The sequence below is a fragment of the Paenibacillus ginsengihumi DSM 21568 genome (assembly GCF_000380965.1).
Classification (GTDB): Bacteria; Bacillota; Bacilli; order Paenibacillales; family NBRC-103111; genus Paenibacillus_G; species Paenibacillus_G ginsengihumi.
This window is the reverse complement of the sequence record NZ_KB905639.1, coordinates 1-16,073: the sequence shown is the minus strand read 5'-3', so window position 1 is coordinate 16,073 and position 16,073 is coordinate 1. Positions and strand designations below refer to the sequence as shown.

Sequence of the window (16,073 nt, the reverse complement as noted above, 5' to 3'; positions counted from 1 at the left end):
AGAGCGCTGGTAGTATCCGTTCCGACTATTAGGCTTTTCTTGTTCATTCTCCATGAAGCTTTTGATTTCAGCTTTCATGATGGACTCCAGGTTCTCTTTAATAAACTGCGTGACAAGTTTTTCAAATAGATCTGCGAGCATATCTTGGTGTATAGTAGTCATGAGTAGGGTTCCTTTCTTGTGGTTTACGCACACTCCAAGATACCCTACTTTTTTTGCGCCTGCAGGTCACAAATTCTGGTTACACAAACTATTGTACATCATCCACAAGAGGAAGGGTAATGTTGCATTTTGTGCAACAATTTAGGCGAAATTGGCTTCAAACCCGGAAACATCGCCCAAAATGTTGTACAAAGTGCAACATTGAGCCGCAAATAGGGTTCATCCCCCCATTTTTGTTGTACAAAATACAACATTTGCGGACTCTTGCAGAATAGCCCGAGGTGTGCAGCCCATTTTCATCATCTTGATGGTGCCACGCAAGCGGCATAGGCGTCTCTTTTGAAAAATTCGACGAATTTTTCAATACCGCAGGGGACGGCCGATGACGGAACGGTTGAAACGTCTTTTTTCGCGGTTGGGCCGAGTTATGTTATAGTGGAAGATGAAGGCGCAAGGCCTGTCCGTTCGCGGATATCCCGGCTGCTCGCCCAAGGCTCGCCGCTGCGGCGAGGCCGAGGCGCCGCGGAAGCAGACAAGGCGTCTTGACGGTAAGGAGGCAATGTACATCATGACATTTCAAGGATTCGTTCAAGAAGATTTTGACGTATTCGATATTCCCGGTCTGGAGCCCCGCATGGAGGCGCTGATCGAGCGGGTGCGGCCCAAGCTGCACGCGCTTGGCGAGACGATGGCCCCCTATTTGTCCGCGCTTTGCGGCGAGGAGATGTTCCCGCACGTAGCCAAACATGCCCGGCGCACGGTTCACCCGCCGAACGATACATGGGTCGCCTGGGCCAACAACAAAAAAGGCTACAAGGCTCATCCGCATTTTCAGGTCGGCCTCTGGTCCACGCATCTGTTCGCCCAATTCGCGCTGATCTACGAAAGCGACCGCAAGCCGGCGTTCGCTGCCGAGCTCGAGCGGCATTGGGAGCGCATCCGAGCGGCGATTCCCGGCCACTATGTCTGGTCGCTGGACCACACGCAGCCGCAGGGAATCCGCCACGATCAGCTCGATGCAGAGCGGGCGGCGGATATGCTCCGCAGACTGAAGCAGGTGAAGAAGGCCGAGGCGCTGCTCGGAGTGCATATCGACCGGAATGATCCGCTCGCTGCCGACGGTCCCCGCTTGATCGCAGAGCTGGAGCGCGTCTTCGAGACGGTGCTGCCTCTGTACCGGATGGCCTCGCAAAAATTAATCTTGGCCTAAGCTTGATTTAAACTCGAATTAAGCCTAGCCGGACACATTAGGATTAGCGGAACCTTATCCGCATGGAGCGCAGAATGCGCAACACCCCATTTTTACATCGGAAGGCGGTGGAACCATGAAGATTGAATGCGTCAAAAAGCTGATCGTCTCGTCGCTCGCACTGTCGCTTATCCTCGGCGGAGGAGCCTTGTACGGGACGAAATCGGTCGTCCGCGCCAAGGGAACGGGCGACTTCGTGCCGCAGCAATCCGCAGCTTCCCCGGCCTCGGAGAACGAGGTCACCGTGCAGCCGGGCGGCAAGCGGCAAAGCGCCATCGTCGAGGAAGCGGCCGCCGTGCTCGGCATGGACAAGCAAGCGCTCGAGCAGGCGCTGACAACGAAGACGCTGGCTGAGATCGCCAAGGAAAAGGGCATCTCCGAACACGATCTCCTCGCCAAGCTGAAGGCCGAGCGCACGAAGCGGATCGACGAGGCCGCTGCCGCCGGCAAGCTGACCGCGGACCAGGCCGCCAAGATGAAAGAGCATATGGATAAGCATCTGCAGTTTATGGTGAACCATAAGCTCGGCGAGCTGAGAAAAGATTTCCACAGCAGGCGCGGGCACGGCATGCTGCCTGCCCCAGACAAGCTGGCCGCAATGCTCGGCATGTCCGAACACGACCTGAAGGCGCAGCTGAAGGAAGGCAAATCTTTGGCCGAAATCGCCAAGGCCCAGGGCATGAGCAAGGAGCAGCTGGTCGGCAAAATCAAGGATGAGCTGACGCCGTGGATCGAGAAGATGGTTGATCGCAAGCGCGGCGACAAGACGCAGGACGCGGCGCCGAACCATTGACTTGCGCCGGCCGGCAAGACGCGAAGAACCACTCTGACAACAGGGCGGTTCTTCGCACTTGAGCGGCAATCCCGCCCCCTTGACGGGAATAGGGACATACGCCGTCAACCCATCGCGCTCCGCAGAATACACTGGTACATCTGTATTGGTGAAGGAGTGTATACCGATGGAATATTTGGATGCTCTGGCCAGGCTCGGAGCCGGCAGCGCCCATCCCGGCGGATTCACCGCCACGCTGGAGCAGTTCCGGCAGCTGCCGCTTCCTCCCGGCAGCCGTATACTCGAGGTCGGCTGCGGGACGGGGCGAACGGCCTGCTATTTGGCAAAGCAGGGGCATAAGGTGACCGCGCTCGACCTTCGCCCGGATATGCTGCAGAAGGCGCGGTACCGCGCGGACAAAGAAGGCGTCGAGGTCACGTTCGCCCAAGGGGATATCGCCGCGCTGCCGCTCGATTCGAACAGCTTCGATATCGTGATGGCCGAATCCGTAACCATCTTCGGCAACATCCCGCTCGCGCTGGCGGAATACTGCCGCGTGCTGCGGCCGGGGGGAACGCTTTACGACCGCGAGGTCGTCGTAATGCGAGAGCTGCCGGATGAAGAGCAGCGGCAGCTGGCCGGTTTTTTCGGTTATTCCCGGCTGCTGACATGCGACGAATGGGTGAGCGCCCTCTACCGCGCAGGCTTCGGCCAGGCGCAGATCTGGAACCCGTCGCCGTTCCCCGAAGCGCTCGGCGAAGATTTGATTCATCATCCGGACGAGCTGCAGGTCGTCGATCGCGGCGCCTTTCTCGATCCCGACATATGGCAGAAGACGGCTCGTCACGATGAGTTGATCGACAACAACCGGGAGCATTTGGGCCACGCGGTGATGATCGGCCGGAAAGGCCCGGATGACCGCTCGTCCGAAAGCGAAGCGGAATAACCGGTTGACCGCCACCATGCTGACTTCGCCATCCCGGTGGATTCGATGACGCCGTTTGGCAAGCAAGCTCATGCGACGTCTATCGAGTCATAACGATATATCCTGTATATGACGGATTAAGGCCGACTCCCCCTCCCGGGCAGCCGGCCTTTCTCGTGCGCCGCGCTTTACTTTCATCCACTGGCGAAGCCTGCGCTTTCTGTAACATAAGAAAAACTTTTATCGACGCCCATTCAAGGATGAGCGGACCGCGGTCTAGCGGTTGATTTTCTTGGTACAGAAAGTCGCACTTCGCTTTATCGCTTTAGCGAAGTTAAACTTTCTGCACCGTTAAAATCAGGGCTGCTCCCTGCATCCCGGGCGAGTCAGCATAGACATCGCCCGAGACTTGGGAGCAGCCCTCTCCTTCCTCCAATTCAGTGGAGGCCGCGCCTCAGATCCCCCACGCCGTCAGTACGATGACCAGCAGAATGAAGAGGACCAGAATGACGCCCGTCGAAGTAAAACCGCCGTATCCTACACCACCCATATCGGCACCTCCTTTTTCCAAGCTCGGTTTATCATATTAACAGAGTCGTCCTTTGATGTGGGCAGGTATCACCGGGATATCCGCGGATTATGCGCATCCCCCGTCGCCGCTCGGCTAGCCGGTCATATGCTGTTACCATGAGAAGCGCTGCCGGGTCGCCGGCAGACGATGGACGGAAAGGAAGGGACGGCGGATGGGCAGCTCATCGATCCAGGAAGCGGCTTCGTTCATCGAGAACCGTTTTCCGAATTGCGATTGCGCTTTTCTCGGCGGAAGCGTTGCCCGGGGAGCGGATACGGACCATTCCGATTGGGACGTCATTATCTTCGACGAGACGCAGCCGGGACCGTTCCACGGAACGATGCCGTACCGCGGCAGACGTTTCGAGGCGTTCGTGCTGAACCGCGATACCTATCGGTATTTCTTCGATTTGGGCGTTGAATCGGCGCTGCCGACCTTGCAACGCCTGATCGCCTTCGGTCTGCCGCTGCGAACCCATCCCGAGCTTGAGAGCGTGATCCGGGAAGCCTTGGCCGACCTGGAGCAGGGGCCGCCGGCCTGGAGCCGGCAGGAGCTCGATAAAGCGCGGTACGAGATCAGCGAGGACTGGTCGGATTTAAGCGGCAGCAAAAGCCGCGAAGAAAGCCTGCTCATCGCCGGTTCGCTGTTCGGCCGGGTGCAAAGGTTCAAGCTGCGCGCTGCGGGCAAGTGGCTTGGCGAAGGCAAATGGCTTTACAGGGAGCTCGCCGCATGCGATGCCGATTACTGCGCGCGGCTGTACGAGGCCGGGGAACGCTTCTTCCGGGACGATTGCCGGAAGCCGCTGCTGGACATAACCGCGGAGACGCTGGCGCCATACGGAGGACTGTTGTTTACCGGCTTTTTCGAAGGAATGGTCGGGGATGGCGAGTGGTAAGCGGAGGTTAAGGCTTGCGGCGCCCGGCAATGAGCAAAACCCGGGCCGCTCAATCCTCTTTAGGGGACGAACGGCAACGGGCAAAAAACGCACTTCGCATTCATTCATGGGCAAACGGATGCTGCTGGACGTAAAACAAGCTGCCCTGCACATCATAAGGGCAGCTTGAAAGCGATGAAGCGTTATGCGATTTGCCGGGCCGTCCGGGCGGCGCGGTCCAGCGTGATGAAGCGGTACAGCAGAAACAGCGCAGCAAGCGACAGCACGGCCCCTGTGGCGAACGGCAGGCTGTTGCTGTATTCGTAGACGCCGGCGCCGAGCAGCGGACCGGCAATGCGGCCGAGGCTGTCCATCGAGGAGCTGAGACCGGACGCCGTGCCTTGTCCGACCGTCGTCTTCTGAGTGATCAGCGACGTCACGCAGGGACGGATCAGCGCGTTGCCGGCGGCAAAGACGGACAAATAGATCGTGGCGTTCAGCAAATTCGACGACAGCAGGATGAGGCCGAAGCCGAGCGCCGACAGCACGAGCCCGATGCCGATGACGCGCGCCTCTTCCCCGCGCTTTATAAGCCGGCGCACGACGCCGCCCTGGATGGCTGCGCCGACGACGCCGCTGACGGCGAACATGATGCCGAGCTGCGAGGCCGTAGCGCCGATGCGGTCCCGCTCGAACAGCAGCAGCGTCGCCTCCAGGCCGGCAAGCGAAAAGGATACGAAGAACGACAGAATGTACAAATACTTAAGCGATCCGACGAAAGCGGTCCATCTCGACGGCTTCGCCTCGTGGGATTTGCGCCGCTGCTCGGGCAAGAGCGATTCCGGAAGCATCGTGAAGGCGAGGGCGAACGTAACGAGCGCCAGCACCGACGATACGAAGAACGGAACCTGCGTGCCCCAATGGCTCAGCAGCCCTCCGAAGGCGGGGCCGAAAATAAAACCGAGGCCGATCGACATGCCGACAAGCCCCATTCCTTTCGTCCGGTTCTCCTCGCTCGTAATATCCGCCACGTAGGCGACGGCGCAAGCCGTCACGGCGCCGGAGAACAAGCCTCCGAGAACGCGGGATACATACATGAGCGACAGATGGTCGCCGGCAATGCCGAACAGGAAGAAGCTCAGGCTGAAGCCTATCGTGCCGACCATAATAATCGGACGGCGCCCGATCCGATCCGACAAGCCTCCCCAGAAAGGGGACATCAGAAAGGAGACCAGAGAATAGACCGACAGCAGCATGCCCAGATGAAACGATTGGGCCCCCGATCCGGTTACAGCGTCCGGCAGCACGGGAATAATGATGCCGAAGCCGGTGAAGGTCGTCATCAGAAGCACTGCAATGATCCCCAGCTGTTTGTTCATGAATGTTGGATTCCTCCTGCGATACAAGCATTCGTTAGATCCTGGCTTGCTTGACTTCATTCATCCTTACTTGACTTCATTACATCGTACCATAACTTGTTCGCCGATGGAAATTTGCCTTGCGATCCTTAACAAAATCGCCAAAACTAAAAGGCCGCATCGACCGCCGCGCCTCTAAGTGACCGCATGCGCGGGAAGCTGCCGGACAAGCGCCTTAAAGCCTCGCGGGCGCGCCTTGCGCCTGCATAGAAAATTTACTTGCATCCGTGTCGTATTTTGCTATACTCATTTTGTTTACTTAATTGCAGGCCGCCGCAGGCCGGCATTGTATTTATCGCGAAAGGCAGGGCTGACCATGGATCAGAAGAACACTCCATTGTTCACCGCTCTCAAGCGGCATGCAGAACGCAATCCGCTGCAGTTTCATATTCCAGGACATAAGAAGGGCGTCGGCATGGACCCGGAATTCCGGGAATTTATCGGCGAGAACGCCCTTTCGATCGACCTGATCAATATAGCCCCGCTCGACGACCTGCACCAGCCGACAGGCGTCATCGAGGAAGCCCAGCAGCTGGCCGCGCAGGCGTTCGGAGCGGACCATACGTTTTTCTCCGTACAGGGAACGAGCGGCGCAATCATGACGATGATTATGACCGTGTGCAGCGAAGGCGACAAGATCATCGTCCCGCGCAACGTTCACAAATCCGTCTTGTCGGCGATCATCTTCGCCGGCGCCAAGCCGGTCTTTCTATCCCCGGTGCGCGACGGGAACCTGGGAATCGACCACGGCGTGACGACCCGCTCGGTCCGCCGGGCGCTTGCGGCGCATCCCGACGCCAAGGCCGTGCTTGTCATTAATCCGACCTATTACGGCATTTGCGCCAACCTGAAGGAAATCGTCGATATCGTTCACAGCTACGATATTCCCGTCCTTGTGGACGAGGCCCACGGCGCCCTGATCCATTTCAGCGACAAGCTGCCGCTGTCCGCCATGGAGGCCGGCGCGGACATGGCAGCGACCAGCGTTCACAAGCTTGGCGGCTCAATGACGCAAAGCTCGGTTCTGAATATTCGCGGGAAGCGGATCAACGTCCAGCGGGCCAAGACGATCATCAGCATGCTGACGACGACTTCGACCTCGTATATTTTGCTCGGCTCGCTCGATGCGGCCCGCCGCCATCTGGCCTTGAACGGAGCCGCCATGGCGGAACAGGCGATCGGACTTGCGCAATACGCCCGCGAGCAGATTAACCGCATCCCGGGGCTGTACTGCTTCGGCGAAGACATTCTCGGCTCCGAAGCGACGTTCGATTACGATCCGACCAAGATCTGCGTGCATATTCGCCGTCTCGGCATCACCGGGTACGATGCGGAGAACTGGCTTCGCGACAAGTACAACATCGAGGTCGAGCTCAGCGACATGTACAACATCCTGTGTCTGGTGACTCCCGGCGATACGCGCGACAATATCGATACGCTGCTGCAGGCGCTGCGCGAGCTGGCCGCGGCCAACTACAGCATCCGCCAGGAGAACGAGCTCGTCATCAAAATTCCGCGCATTCCCGAGCTGACGCTCACGCCGCGCGACGCCTTCTACGGCGATACGGAGATTATTCCGTTCAAGGAATCGGCGGACCGCATTATCGCCGAATTCATCTATGTCTACCCGCCGGGCATTCCGATTTTGCTGCCGGGCGAGGTCATCAGCCAAGACCTGATCGACTACATCAGCGAGCATATTGAGGTCGGCCTGCCTGTCAAAGGACCGGAAGACCGCAGCATCGAGCGCGTCAAGGTCATTAAGGAGATTCCCGCGATTTTCTGAAAAAGCGGGCCGCCGCAGAGCAAACCATGCGTTTTCCGAAACCGCGCCAAGCGGGAAAGGAGAGCACATGGTTTTTGTTTGCCGTTGTTTGCTGCCTGCTGCATTGTATTTCCAAAATCTTAATGCTATGATGAATCTTGATGCAGTCATGAAAGCCTTTCCTATTATCAATTGCAGGCAGGTGAACCGTCATGGCGCAAAGCGCATATATCAAATTCGTCGAAGGCTCCGCGCTAACCTCGCTGACGTTGGATGAGCTGAAGGAGCAGCTTCTCCACTATCAGGAGCAGTTGGCGCTGACGGGCAAGCAGCTCGGGTGGGATTACGCCGAGGCCGGCTTTCCTTACACGATCGAGACAAAGCCGGAAAGCGAAGGCCAGTGGTTTTATTTGAAAGGCACCGACGCGCGGTACAATTACATCGTCCTCGGCGTAGGCAGCGAAAGCCGGGGCGATCGCGAGGTGCACTATGTCCAGGTCGTTCTGCCGGACGGCGCCACGCACGGCGACAAGGCCAAGGGCAACGAATTTTGCAAATATTTGGCCAAACGCTGGAAAGCCGAGCTGCACCTGTTCAACGGGCGAACGATGTTTTTTAATCCGCGCAAATAACGCTTTCCTCCGCCCCTTCAGGTGCCGCGCTTTCACTGCGACGACCGCCGGACATCCGCTTCTTGAAGCGAGCGATGCGGCGGCGGCAAGCCGGGAAGCTTGTCCCGCGAACGACAAGAACCCTTTCGGATCACCGAAAGGGTTCGCGTGAGCTGGCCTCAAGCCTCGTCCTGCTCTTCCAATATTTCGTTATAGATCGCTACGACCCGGTTCCACTCTTCCTCGTCTTCAATGCTGGCAAGGTAAGCTTCTCCGTCCTGCTCTTCTATACGGAAAATCACCCCGTCGGCCTCCACATCGTTGCGGTCCAGCAGCACCGCGTAGGCGCGTTCCTCGGCTTCAAAGGTGTAGACCATCACCATCTCGTGTTCTGTACCGTTCTCGTCGGTCACGATGAAAATATCTTCCTCGTGATCGTGGTCGCAGGAAGCGTCATGAATATGATCGCTCATCGGAAAACCTCATTTCATTATGTAGTTGTGGTTCCCTCGTATCGTATCATGACGCATCTACCCAGTCAATGCGGCATGTCCCACAACGGATGCCGCGCCTCTTCCCTGACGGTTCCCCCTTTTGGTTATTCGGATAAAATCACCTTTTCCGATACGACAGTGTAATCGGTATCTTGGCTTAATTTGATGGAAAACTTGACGACGTAGCTGCCGGCTTCGCTGAACGTCACCGTGAACGGCCACGGATACCAGAAGCTCTCCTTCTTGTCGTCCACCACCTTCTCATGCATGGCCACTTCCTGGCCGGACGGACTGACAATGGAAATTTTGAAGGAGTGGAACGGGGTCGTCAAGCTGTCCACCTGCGCAAATACGGCAAAGTCGAGCTTATCCCCTTTCTTGACGCCGCCAAAAGGCTGTTTGACCGAGTAGTTGTCTTCAACCTTCTGCGCGACAAACATATGAACGTTAGGTTTATGGATGGACACCGTGTTCGTCGAGCTGTCCCATTTGACGAGCGACTGCAGCGATTCGGACAGCGTACGTACCGGAAAAACCGTGCTGCCGTTAATCATGAATGCCGGCGTCTCGCCTTCCTTGAATGTCTTCTCCACGTTGTTGATGACCACCCTCGCCTTCGTGTAGCCCTCATATTCGCCAAGCAGGGAATTCGCCAGCACCCCTGCCGTGCCGAACATGGACAGCGACAGCACCAGCGTCAGCACTCGTGGCACTTTCATGTTCGCAAACCTCCATCGTGTTCTTCGTTCTGATATGTTATACTCACGTGGCTGACAAGAGTTGCGCGAATTCGGACCCGTTTTTTTCAAAACAGCGCTTTCCAGACACCGTGCGTTTTTTGTAATGAAATTCCGATATTTGTAACTCTATTCCATATTTGTCTTGAATGCTCATGAAGAACTATGGTAAGTTTATAAATCATAGCGGGAAATCGACATATCGGAGGATCGCTCGTGAGCCTACACCTTCAAATGATCGGAACTGGAAGCGCTTTTTCCAAAAAATATTACAATAACAACGCTCTGCTCCGCTGCAACGGCTTTACTTTGCTGATCGACTGCGGCGTGACGGCGACCAGAGCGCTGGATGCCCTCAAGATCGACCTCGGTCAGCTGGACGGCGTGCTGATTACCCATATTCATGCGGATCACGTCGGCGGCCTCGAGGAGATCGCCTTTCAGCTTCTGTATGTGTTTCGCCGCCGCATCAAGCTGCTTGTTCCCTCCCTCCTGAAAGAAACGCTGTGGATACACACGCTGAAGGGCGGATTGGAGAACAAGGAAGAAGGCTTCTGCAGCCTGGACGATTACTTCGATGTCGTCGTGCTGGAGCCGCATGTGCCGTTTCCGATCGCCGGACGCGAATTCACGGTAGAGCTTGTGCCGACGAGGCATATTCCGAACAAGCCCAGCTATTCCCTCTATCTGAACGGCAAAGTCTTCTACAGCTCCGACGCCCGCTTCGATCCGGCGCTGCTGGCGGATTTTCACCGCAACCGGGGCTGCGAGGCGATTTTGCACGATTGCCAGCTGTTCGAACCGGGAACGGTGCACGCCAGTCTCGCAGAGCTGCTGACGCTGCCTGAGGACATTCAGCGCAAAGTGCTGCTTATGCACTACGGCGATAATAAGGAGGAGTTTGAGGGAAAGACCGGGGCGATGACCTTTATCGAGCAGGGCAAAATTTATCGCTTCTGAAGGGCAATGCCGCCGCGGGAGCGTAAAATGGCGTCCTCCGGGGAAGCCTATGCTGTAAGGAGGCGATGGAGATGCAACAGGAACCGTCTAAAGAACAAGTCGTAGCCGTGCAAAAAAACGGAGACGGCGACATTGTCAAGCTCAAGCTGACATCCGGCAAAATCGTCGATTACAAAACCGCGCAAGCGATGGTCAAAAACAACGAAATCGACAATTTGAACGTATTCCGCGGCCGGGACGGCGAGGAGCATTTGCGGTCCAACCCGGACGGCCGGGAAGACAACAATTTGGACAACTTGCCGACCTTCGAATAATCAGGCCGGCTCGCGACGCCCGGGGGGGGCGGTTTCCTTGTTCAGGGAACCGTCCTTTTTGCGCTTTGTCCCGCTTCCAGGAAACGGCGTCTTATTTCTTTTGAAAATTTTCCGCAGGCAGGAATTTTCAAGGAAGCACAGAATTCCATTTATAACCTTGAATTTATTGGGAGTTGAGCCGCATGTCCTGGAACGGAATGATCTCAATTCATGCATTGATGATAGGTGCCTTTTCCATCTATTTCGACTACTCGCCGCATCCGCAATGGATGATCGCCGCTGTCGCAGGTTACATCGCTTCCCACTGGGCGAATCGGAGCGCTTCGAAAGCGCTGCCCCCGATTCAGCATGCGCTGCTCGTGCTGCTTCACTGGACGAGCGGAACCAGCTGGTGTCTGCCGCTCTACATCGCCCATTGGGGCCGCACCCTGCTCCACTCCAGCCTTCGCAGCTCCGATGCCGTCTTCCTTCTGTTAACCGCTGCCTTTGCCGCCGTCAGCAGTCTCCTTCGCCCGTTATCCGCCGAAGCGATCGCCGCGATTGTATTCGGCTCCCTCAGCCTCCTTGCTTTTGCCCGGTTGTTCCGCAAATATTTGACTGACATCGAAAAACAGAAGCAGGTGCTTACGATCGAGAAGAAACATCTCAGCACGCATGACGCGCTGACGGGACTTATCAATTACGAGGAATTTCACCGCCGGCTTGAGCTGCTGGTAGAGGAGAATCGTTCCGTGCTGCTCGTGCTGATGGATTGCAAGGATCTGAAATCGCACAACACGACGACAGGCTTCGAAGGGGTCAATCATATGCTGAAGCAGGCCGCGCAGATGCTGCGCATCATGTTCCCGTCAGCGTCCTTCATCAGCCGGGTCGGCGGCGACGAATTCGCGCTCGTGTTCGTCACGGACGATCTGGACGATTCGTTAAGCAGCGTCAAGCAGCTGCTTGCCTCGGAATTCCCGAAGCTGACCGGGCTTGAAATCACATTCGGCATCGCCTCTCGCCCGAACGACGGAGTGACGAAGGACGACCTCATCCTCGTTGCGGAACGCAACCTGTATACGATGAAGCGGGAAAGCTGGCTGAAGCGCGAGGAGCATATGCTGCGCTCGGAGAAGCTTCGCGTCGTCGGCGAGCTCGCCTCGGGCATGGCGCATGAAATCCGCAATCCGCTGACAACGATCAAGGGCTTCCTGCAGCTGTCGAAGGCAGGGCAATTCAACATCGAGCCATGGTACGAGCTCATCATGGACGAGATTAACCGGATGAGCATGCTGACGGCGGAATTTTTGCAGTTTTCCAAGCCGCACGTCTCCCAGTACCGCGTTCATTCGATCGGTCAATGCATCCAGAGAGTTATCTCCCTGCTCGATTCCGAAGTGAGCCGGCTCGGGCATCAAATCGTATTCGAGCCCGCGGACGAACCGCTGAATATGCTGATGGACCAGGACAAAATGCTGCAGCTGCTGCTCAATCTCGTCAAAAATGCGCTGGAGGCGATGCCGGAGCAGGGCGTCGTCACCATCCGCCTGTATTCTTCCGAGGAAGGGCTTGCCGTCATCGAGGTCGCCGATACGGGAACGGGCATCCCGGAGAAGGATCTGGACAAAATTTTCGTGCCCTTCTATACGACGAAGGATTCGGGCACGGGTCTCGGCCTGTCGATCTGCCATAAAATCGTGCAGGATCACGAAGGCAGGATCGAGGTTGAAAGCGAAGCGGCCAAAGGCACCAAGTTCACGATTACGCTGCCTCTGGCCGAGCATAAAGAGGATATTGCGATGCATGGCGCCGGCGCTTCCTCCTCCGAGGTTCGATAATCGTTATATGATGAGGCCCCCCCGGAGACGAGGCCGCCCGGACCTTGCCGCTCCGGGCGAACGGCGCCCAGCCCGGCAGCCGGCGCCTAGGCCCGTCCCGACGTACTGCTGGACCTGTTATCGACATACGTCTGCTGAAGGATGACGGCCTTGCCGTAATCTTCGGCATTCCGGATCCGGAGCGTGCAGCAGGAGCCTCGCCCGAGCCCGCGCCACAGCGACTCATCCAGTACGTCCCACGATATCCGGTCGAACAGCGCCTTCCAGCTTCGTTCCCCGGCCTCCAGCAGCGCGACGATATCGTCCAGGCAAGCTTGCCGGTACAAGCCGTGCCAAGGCTGCAGCCTGCCTTCCTGGCGGGGCATGACGGCATCGTGGCCAAAAGCGTGCATATGCTCGTTAAGCAATTTGGCCAGCGGGGCGGACACGAAGGGCATGCCCTGCGCCGTCACCCATAACGAAGGGTGCTTCGCCAATGCGAAAGCGGCATGCAGCCCGCCGAGCGGCCCGCTTCCGCCATAAAAATCAGTAATAATCCGCACCGACCGCGGAACGAATTCCAAATAGGTTCGCGGCTCATCCGTCACAATAATCGTCTCGTCGCACAACGATTGCATCTCGCCAATCTGCCTCATCAAAATCGACTCGCTGCCGATGCGCAGAAATTCGGGATATACGCCATCGATCTTATCCCGGGCGCCTCCGGCCAATATTACGCCGCTAATCATCCCTAACCTCCCCCTTTCACGCTGCGATCTCGCCGCCCGCTTGTATGGTCAATATACACCGAATTTGTTCACATGCCTGTAAAAAACATCACATCTTCCGGACCCAAAATTAGCCCCTTGTGATTTACATCACTTCGGTATCGTTTAAAATAAGGTATGGTGAATGCAAAGACACCGGGATGCTTCGCACAGCGGCGAAGCGCGGGAGGGATCATGCAAATGATGAATATCCAGCAGCAATCCGGCCAAGTGTACAACACGGCCTACTTCTCCGAGAGCAATTTGGCCAAAATCAAGGAAATTATGTACGAAACCAAGCTTGAGGCGGGATCTCATCTGTTCTGGGAAGGGGATTGCGCCGACAAGCTGTACTACATCAAGCAAGGCCGCGTAAAAATTACGAAAACAGGTGACGACGGCAAAACCTTTATTTTATACGTATATGGCGAAGGCGATCTGTTCGGCCAACTGGACGGTTTCCGCGAGTCGCTGCACAGCTTCGACGCCGAGGCGGCGGAGGACTGCGTAATCGGGGTCATTCAGCAGAAGGATCTGGAGGTGCTGCTCTGGCAGCACGGCGATCTGGCAGTGGAATTTATGAAGTGGATGGGCCTGTTGCACCGGATGACGCAGACGAAGTTCCGCGACATCATGATGTTCGGCAAGCCCGGCGCTCTCTGCTCCACGCTGATTCGGCTCAGCAATACGTACGGCGAAGCCCGCGGCGATCATACCGTCATTGCGAGACGAATCACGAACAGCGAGCTGGCCGATATGATCGGCGCCACGCGCGAGAGCGTCAACCGCATGCTGAGCGATCTGCGAAGGAAGGACGTTGTAGATATGGACAACGGCCTGATGGTCATTAAAAATATCGACTACCTCAAAGATTTGTGCCAATGCGAGAACTGTCCGAAGGACATGTGCCGCATCTGACCGGGGCGCGGCCTAGATCCGGGTCAGCATCGAGATCGGAAAGCTGGCTTCCGGCTCATCTCCCATGCGCCCCCAGGCCATGATGCCGTTCAAATACTCAAGCTCGAACGGCTGCTGCTGCCCCTCCACTTTATACAGTCCCGGCGTAAACCGGCTTCGATCCAGCGTATACGCTTTGGCCGTGTACCACTTGCGCTCCAGCACCGCCCGCTGGCTCGGAAATTCCGCCTGCTCCATCGCTTCCCTGATGCTCCGCATCTCCTGCTCCAGCTCTTCTGCCGTCATTTGACTGTACAATTTTTTCATGGCTGCGTTATATCTCCTTCCGCTGCTTAGGATAGACGGCCGCTCTGAGGCGAACGGCCGTCCCTTTGCTTATGCCGCTTTTTCCTGCGGCAAAATGGCCTGGGGATGATCAGGCGCGCGGCGTGCCCGACAATCCGGCGGCCAAATACGTTTTGCCTCCGTCGGTGCGCCAGAACCAGCTTTTGAAGGAGGCGGTGCCCGGCACCAGCCGGTCGTTCATATCCTTCAGTCCGATCGTTGCCGCTTCCAATCCGTATTGTCCGAACAGCCGGAACAAGGCGCGCGTCCTCTCCGCCTCGTCCTTGAGCATGTACAGCTTGTCCGCCTCCGCTTCGAGCCGCTCGTCCATGAGCACGACTTCGGTCCAGAGCGCAATACAGCCGCCCGGCTGCACCAGCGACACCGCCAGCTTGTTCAGATCGACCACAAGCTGATTGCGCAGCGCGCCCAGCGCTTCCGTTATTTGGCGAATCCCTTCCGGCTCGTAAGCGTCTGCATAGGTGGCCAGACGACTCAGCGCGTCGACGTAGAACAGCTGTGTATACACGCCCGATATGACCGTCAAGGAGAATGTGCGCTTCAGATGAGGCAGCGCCTCGTAGCGGATCACCCGGTACATGCACTGCTGCAAGTAATCGGCAATTTCCTTCGCGGGAGCGTGGCGCTGCAGCAGTTCTTCGAAGGTTTCATAAAAATGAATCTGATCGAGCCGCGTATAGTCGGTATGAACCAGCGATTTCACCCGCCCGGCCAAGCCGGGGCCGGACTGCTCCGCCCATTCAGCAATGCCGTTCGCGTCCGTATCGATGGCTGTCACCTGCTGGAAACGGCGGGCCAGTCCTGGCAAGCTGACATGGCCGTGGTTGCCTGCCCCGAGCACCGCCGCCCGCTCGGGAGCCGCCAGCCGGCTTACCGCCTCCTCCAGCAGCTGCCGAATATGATAGCGGTGTGTCCCCCATTCGCGGTCGCCCCAATCCATCCCCTCCTCCTCCGGTATGACAGATTGCGCTGCTTGCAGCGAATAAGGCGGCATACTCCAGCGAAAGTCTCGCATGCGGTTCCCTCTTTCGTACGTTAGTGTCATCTATGCTAGTATTATAGCATAGGCCCCTTGGCTGCGCACCGCTTGGTCGGCTTCGGTCAGTGTCAAGCTAGCGTGGGCAGTCATTTAAGATGCCTGGAACGCGAACCCCGAAGGAACCTCTTCCTTGTAAGCGCTTTGCTTCGTTCTTTCATCAAACACAAGTGATTTGTCAGAATTTTTTGCCGTTATCCGCGAAGTGCTTTGAGTGCCATACCCGTTGTGCTGCTTTGCTTCGGTCCTTGCAGCATGCGAATCATTCCAGCGATACAACCCTTGACCGGTTGCGTCACGTTCTTGAGCAATTGCCGCATGTTTATCGACTGCTGCGGCGTTGCCTGCTTACTCGC

Annotated in this window: 17 protein-coding genes and 3 pseudogenes; 11 read left to right on the top strand and 9 right to left on the bottom strand. The window is 57.1% G+C overall.

Annotated features, from left to right (window positions below; genetic code table 11):
• A pseudogene (locus tag F591_RS33450) lies at nucleotides 1–162 on the bottom strand (IS256 family transposase); the annotation flags it as partial.
• Nucleotides 163–281: 119 nt separating this feature from the next.
• On the opposite strand from F591_RS33450, the pseudogene F591_RS33720 reads away from it, so the two are divergent.
• From F591_RS33720 to F591_RS0125210, 4 genes and pseudogenes are all read left to right on the top strand, one after another.
• Nucleotides 282–505, top strand: a pseudogene (locus F591_RS33720) (hypothetical protein).
• A 225-nt stretch (nucleotides 506–730) separates the two neighbouring features.
• Complete coding sequence (locus F591_RS0125220; RefSeq protein ID WP_026326898.1) at nucleotides 731–1,372, top strand: YktB family protein; 642 nt, start codon at nucleotides 731–733, stop codon at nucleotides 1,370–1,372.
• Between the two features lie 115 nt (nucleotides 1,373–1,487).
• The gene (locus F591_RS0125215; protein WP_019537368.1) at nucleotides 1,488–2,204 is read left to right on the top strand and encodes a hypothetical protein; all 717 of its coding nucleotides are present in this window, start codon (nucleotides 1,488–1,490) and stop codon (nucleotides 2,202–2,204) included.
• A gap of 166 nt (nucleotides 2,205–2,370) precedes the next feature.
• Complete coding sequence (locus F591_RS0125210) at nucleotides 2,371–3,129, top strand: class I SAM-dependent methyltransferase (protein ID WP_019537367.1); 759 nt, start codon at nucleotides 2,371–2,373, stop codon at nucleotides 3,127–3,129.
• Between the two features lie 433 nt (nucleotides 3,130–3,562).
• Here F591_RS0125210 and F591_RS30960 read toward each other — a convergent pair whose 3' ends face one another.
• Nucleotides 3,563–3,658 carry a hypothetical protein gene (locus F591_RS30960; RefSeq protein ID WP_019537366.1) on the bottom strand — a complete coding sequence of 32 codons (96 nt, stop codon included), beginning with the start codon at nucleotides 3,656–3,658 and terminating at the stop codon, nucleotides 3,563–3,565.
• Nucleotides 3,659–3,851: 193 nt separating this feature from the next.
• Here F591_RS30960 and F591_RS0125200 point away from each other — a divergent pair, with 193 nt between their 5' ends.
• Nucleotides 3,852–4,574: a nucleotidyltransferase domain-containing protein gene (locus F591_RS0125200; RefSeq protein WP_019537365.1), complete on the top strand. Its 723-nt coding sequence runs from the start codon at nucleotides 3,852–3,854 to the stop codon at nucleotides 4,572–4,574.
• Between the two features lie 182 nt (nucleotides 4,575–4,756).
• Here the strand turns inward: F591_RS0125200 and F591_RS0125195 are convergent, their stop codons facing one another.
• Nucleotides 4,757–5,932, bottom strand: coding sequence for a tetracycline resistance MFS efflux pump (locus tag F591_RS0125195; protein ID WP_019537363.1), 1,176 nt, complete (start codon nucleotides 5,930–5,932; stop codon nucleotides 4,757–4,759).
• A gap of 355 nt (nucleotides 5,933–6,287) precedes the next feature.
• Between F591_RS0125195 and F591_RS0125190 the strand changes: the two genes are divergently transcribed.
• Nucleotides 6,288–7,757, top strand: a complete 1,470-nt coding sequence (locus F591_RS0125190) for an aminotransferase class I/II-fold pyridoxal phosphate-dependent enzyme (protein ID WP_019537362.1) — start codon at nucleotides 6,288–6,290, stop codon at nucleotides 7,755–7,757.
• 191 nt (nucleotides 7,758–7,948) lie between these two features.
• The gene (locus F591_RS0125185; RefSeq protein WP_019537361.1) at nucleotides 7,949–8,368 is read left to right on the top strand and encodes a DUF1885 family protein; all 420 of its coding nucleotides are present in this window, start codon (nucleotides 7,949–7,951) and stop codon (nucleotides 8,366–8,368) included.
• Between the two features lie 158 nt (nucleotides 8,369–8,526).
• Here F591_RS0125185 and F591_RS0125180 read toward each other — a convergent pair whose 3' ends face one another.
• Both F591_RS0125180 and F591_RS0125175 read right to left on the bottom strand, forming a co-directional pair.
• Entirely contained in the window at nucleotides 8,527–8,820 is a 294-nt protein-coding gene (locus F591_RS0125180; protein ID WP_019537360.1) for a DUF1292 domain-containing protein, read from the bottom strand.
• 125 nt (nucleotides 8,821–8,945) lie between these two features.
• Nucleotides 8,946–9,560 carry a stalk domain-containing protein gene (locus F591_RS0125175; RefSeq protein ID WP_019537359.1) on the bottom strand — a complete coding sequence of 205 codons (615 nt, stop codon included), beginning with the start codon at nucleotides 9,558–9,560 and terminating at the stop codon, nucleotides 8,946–8,948.
• Between the two features lie 234 nt (nucleotides 9,561–9,794).
• On the opposite strand from F591_RS0125175, the gene F591_RS0125170 reads away from it, so the two are divergent.
• The 3 genes from F591_RS0125170 to F591_RS0125160 all read left to right on the top strand — a co-directional run bounded on the left by F591_RS0125170 (nucleotide 9,795) and on the right by F591_RS0125160 (nucleotide 12,672).
• Nucleotides 9,795–10,538 carry an MBL fold metallo-hydrolase gene (locus tag F591_RS0125170; RefSeq protein WP_026326897.1) on the top strand — a complete coding sequence of 248 codons (744 nt, stop codon included), beginning with the start codon at nucleotides 9,795–9,797 and terminating at the stop codon, nucleotides 10,536–10,538.
• A 71-nt stretch (nucleotides 10,539–10,609) separates the two neighbouring features.
• A complete protein-coding gene (locus F591_RS0125165; protein WP_019537357.1) occupies nucleotides 10,610–10,852 on the top strand; it encodes a DUF3892 domain-containing protein in 243 nt (80 codons plus the stop codon).
• A gap of 182 nt (nucleotides 10,853–11,034) precedes the next feature.
• Complete coding sequence (locus tag F591_RS0125160; protein ID WP_019537356.1) at nucleotides 11,035–12,672, top strand: ATP-binding protein; 1,638 nt, start codon at nucleotides 11,035–11,037, stop codon at nucleotides 12,670–12,672.
• Between the two features lie 86 nt (nucleotides 12,673–12,758).
• On the opposite strand, the gene mobA is transcribed toward F591_RS0125160, so the two are convergent.
• Nucleotides 12,759–13,400 (bottom strand): molybdenum cofactor guanylyltransferase, encoded by a 642-nt coding sequence (gene mobA, locus F591_RS29085; protein WP_019537355.1) that lies wholly within the window; start codon nucleotides 13,398–13,400, stop codon nucleotides 12,759–12,761.
• Nucleotides 13,401–13,619: 219 nt separating this feature from the next.
• On the opposite strand from mobA, the gene F591_RS0125150 reads away from it, so the two are divergent.
• Nucleotides 13,620–14,336 (top strand): Crp/Fnr family transcriptional regulator, encoded by a 717-nt coding sequence (locus tag F591_RS0125150; protein WP_019537354.1) that lies wholly within the window; start codon nucleotides 13,620–13,622, stop codon nucleotides 14,334–14,336.
• A 12-nt stretch (nucleotides 14,337–14,348) separates the two neighbouring features.
• On the opposite strand, the gene F591_RS0125145 is transcribed toward F591_RS0125150, so the two are convergent.
• The 3 genes and pseudogenes from F591_RS0125145 to F591_RS31790 form a co-directional block, all read right to left on the bottom strand.
• Entirely contained in the window at nucleotides 14,349–14,642 is a 294-nt protein-coding gene (locus F591_RS0125145) for a DUF1811 family protein (protein WP_019537353.1), read from the bottom strand.
• 109 nt (nucleotides 14,643–14,751) lie between these two features.
• Nucleotides 14,752–15,696 carry a hypothetical protein gene (locus F591_RS0125140; protein WP_026326895.1) on the bottom strand — a complete coding sequence of 315 codons (945 nt, stop codon included), beginning with the start codon at nucleotides 15,694–15,696 and terminating at the stop codon, nucleotides 14,752–14,754.
• A gap of 215 nt (nucleotides 15,697–15,911) precedes the next feature.
• Nucleotides 15,912–16,073, bottom strand: a pseudogene (locus F591_RS31790) (ISLre2 family transposase); the annotation flags it as partial.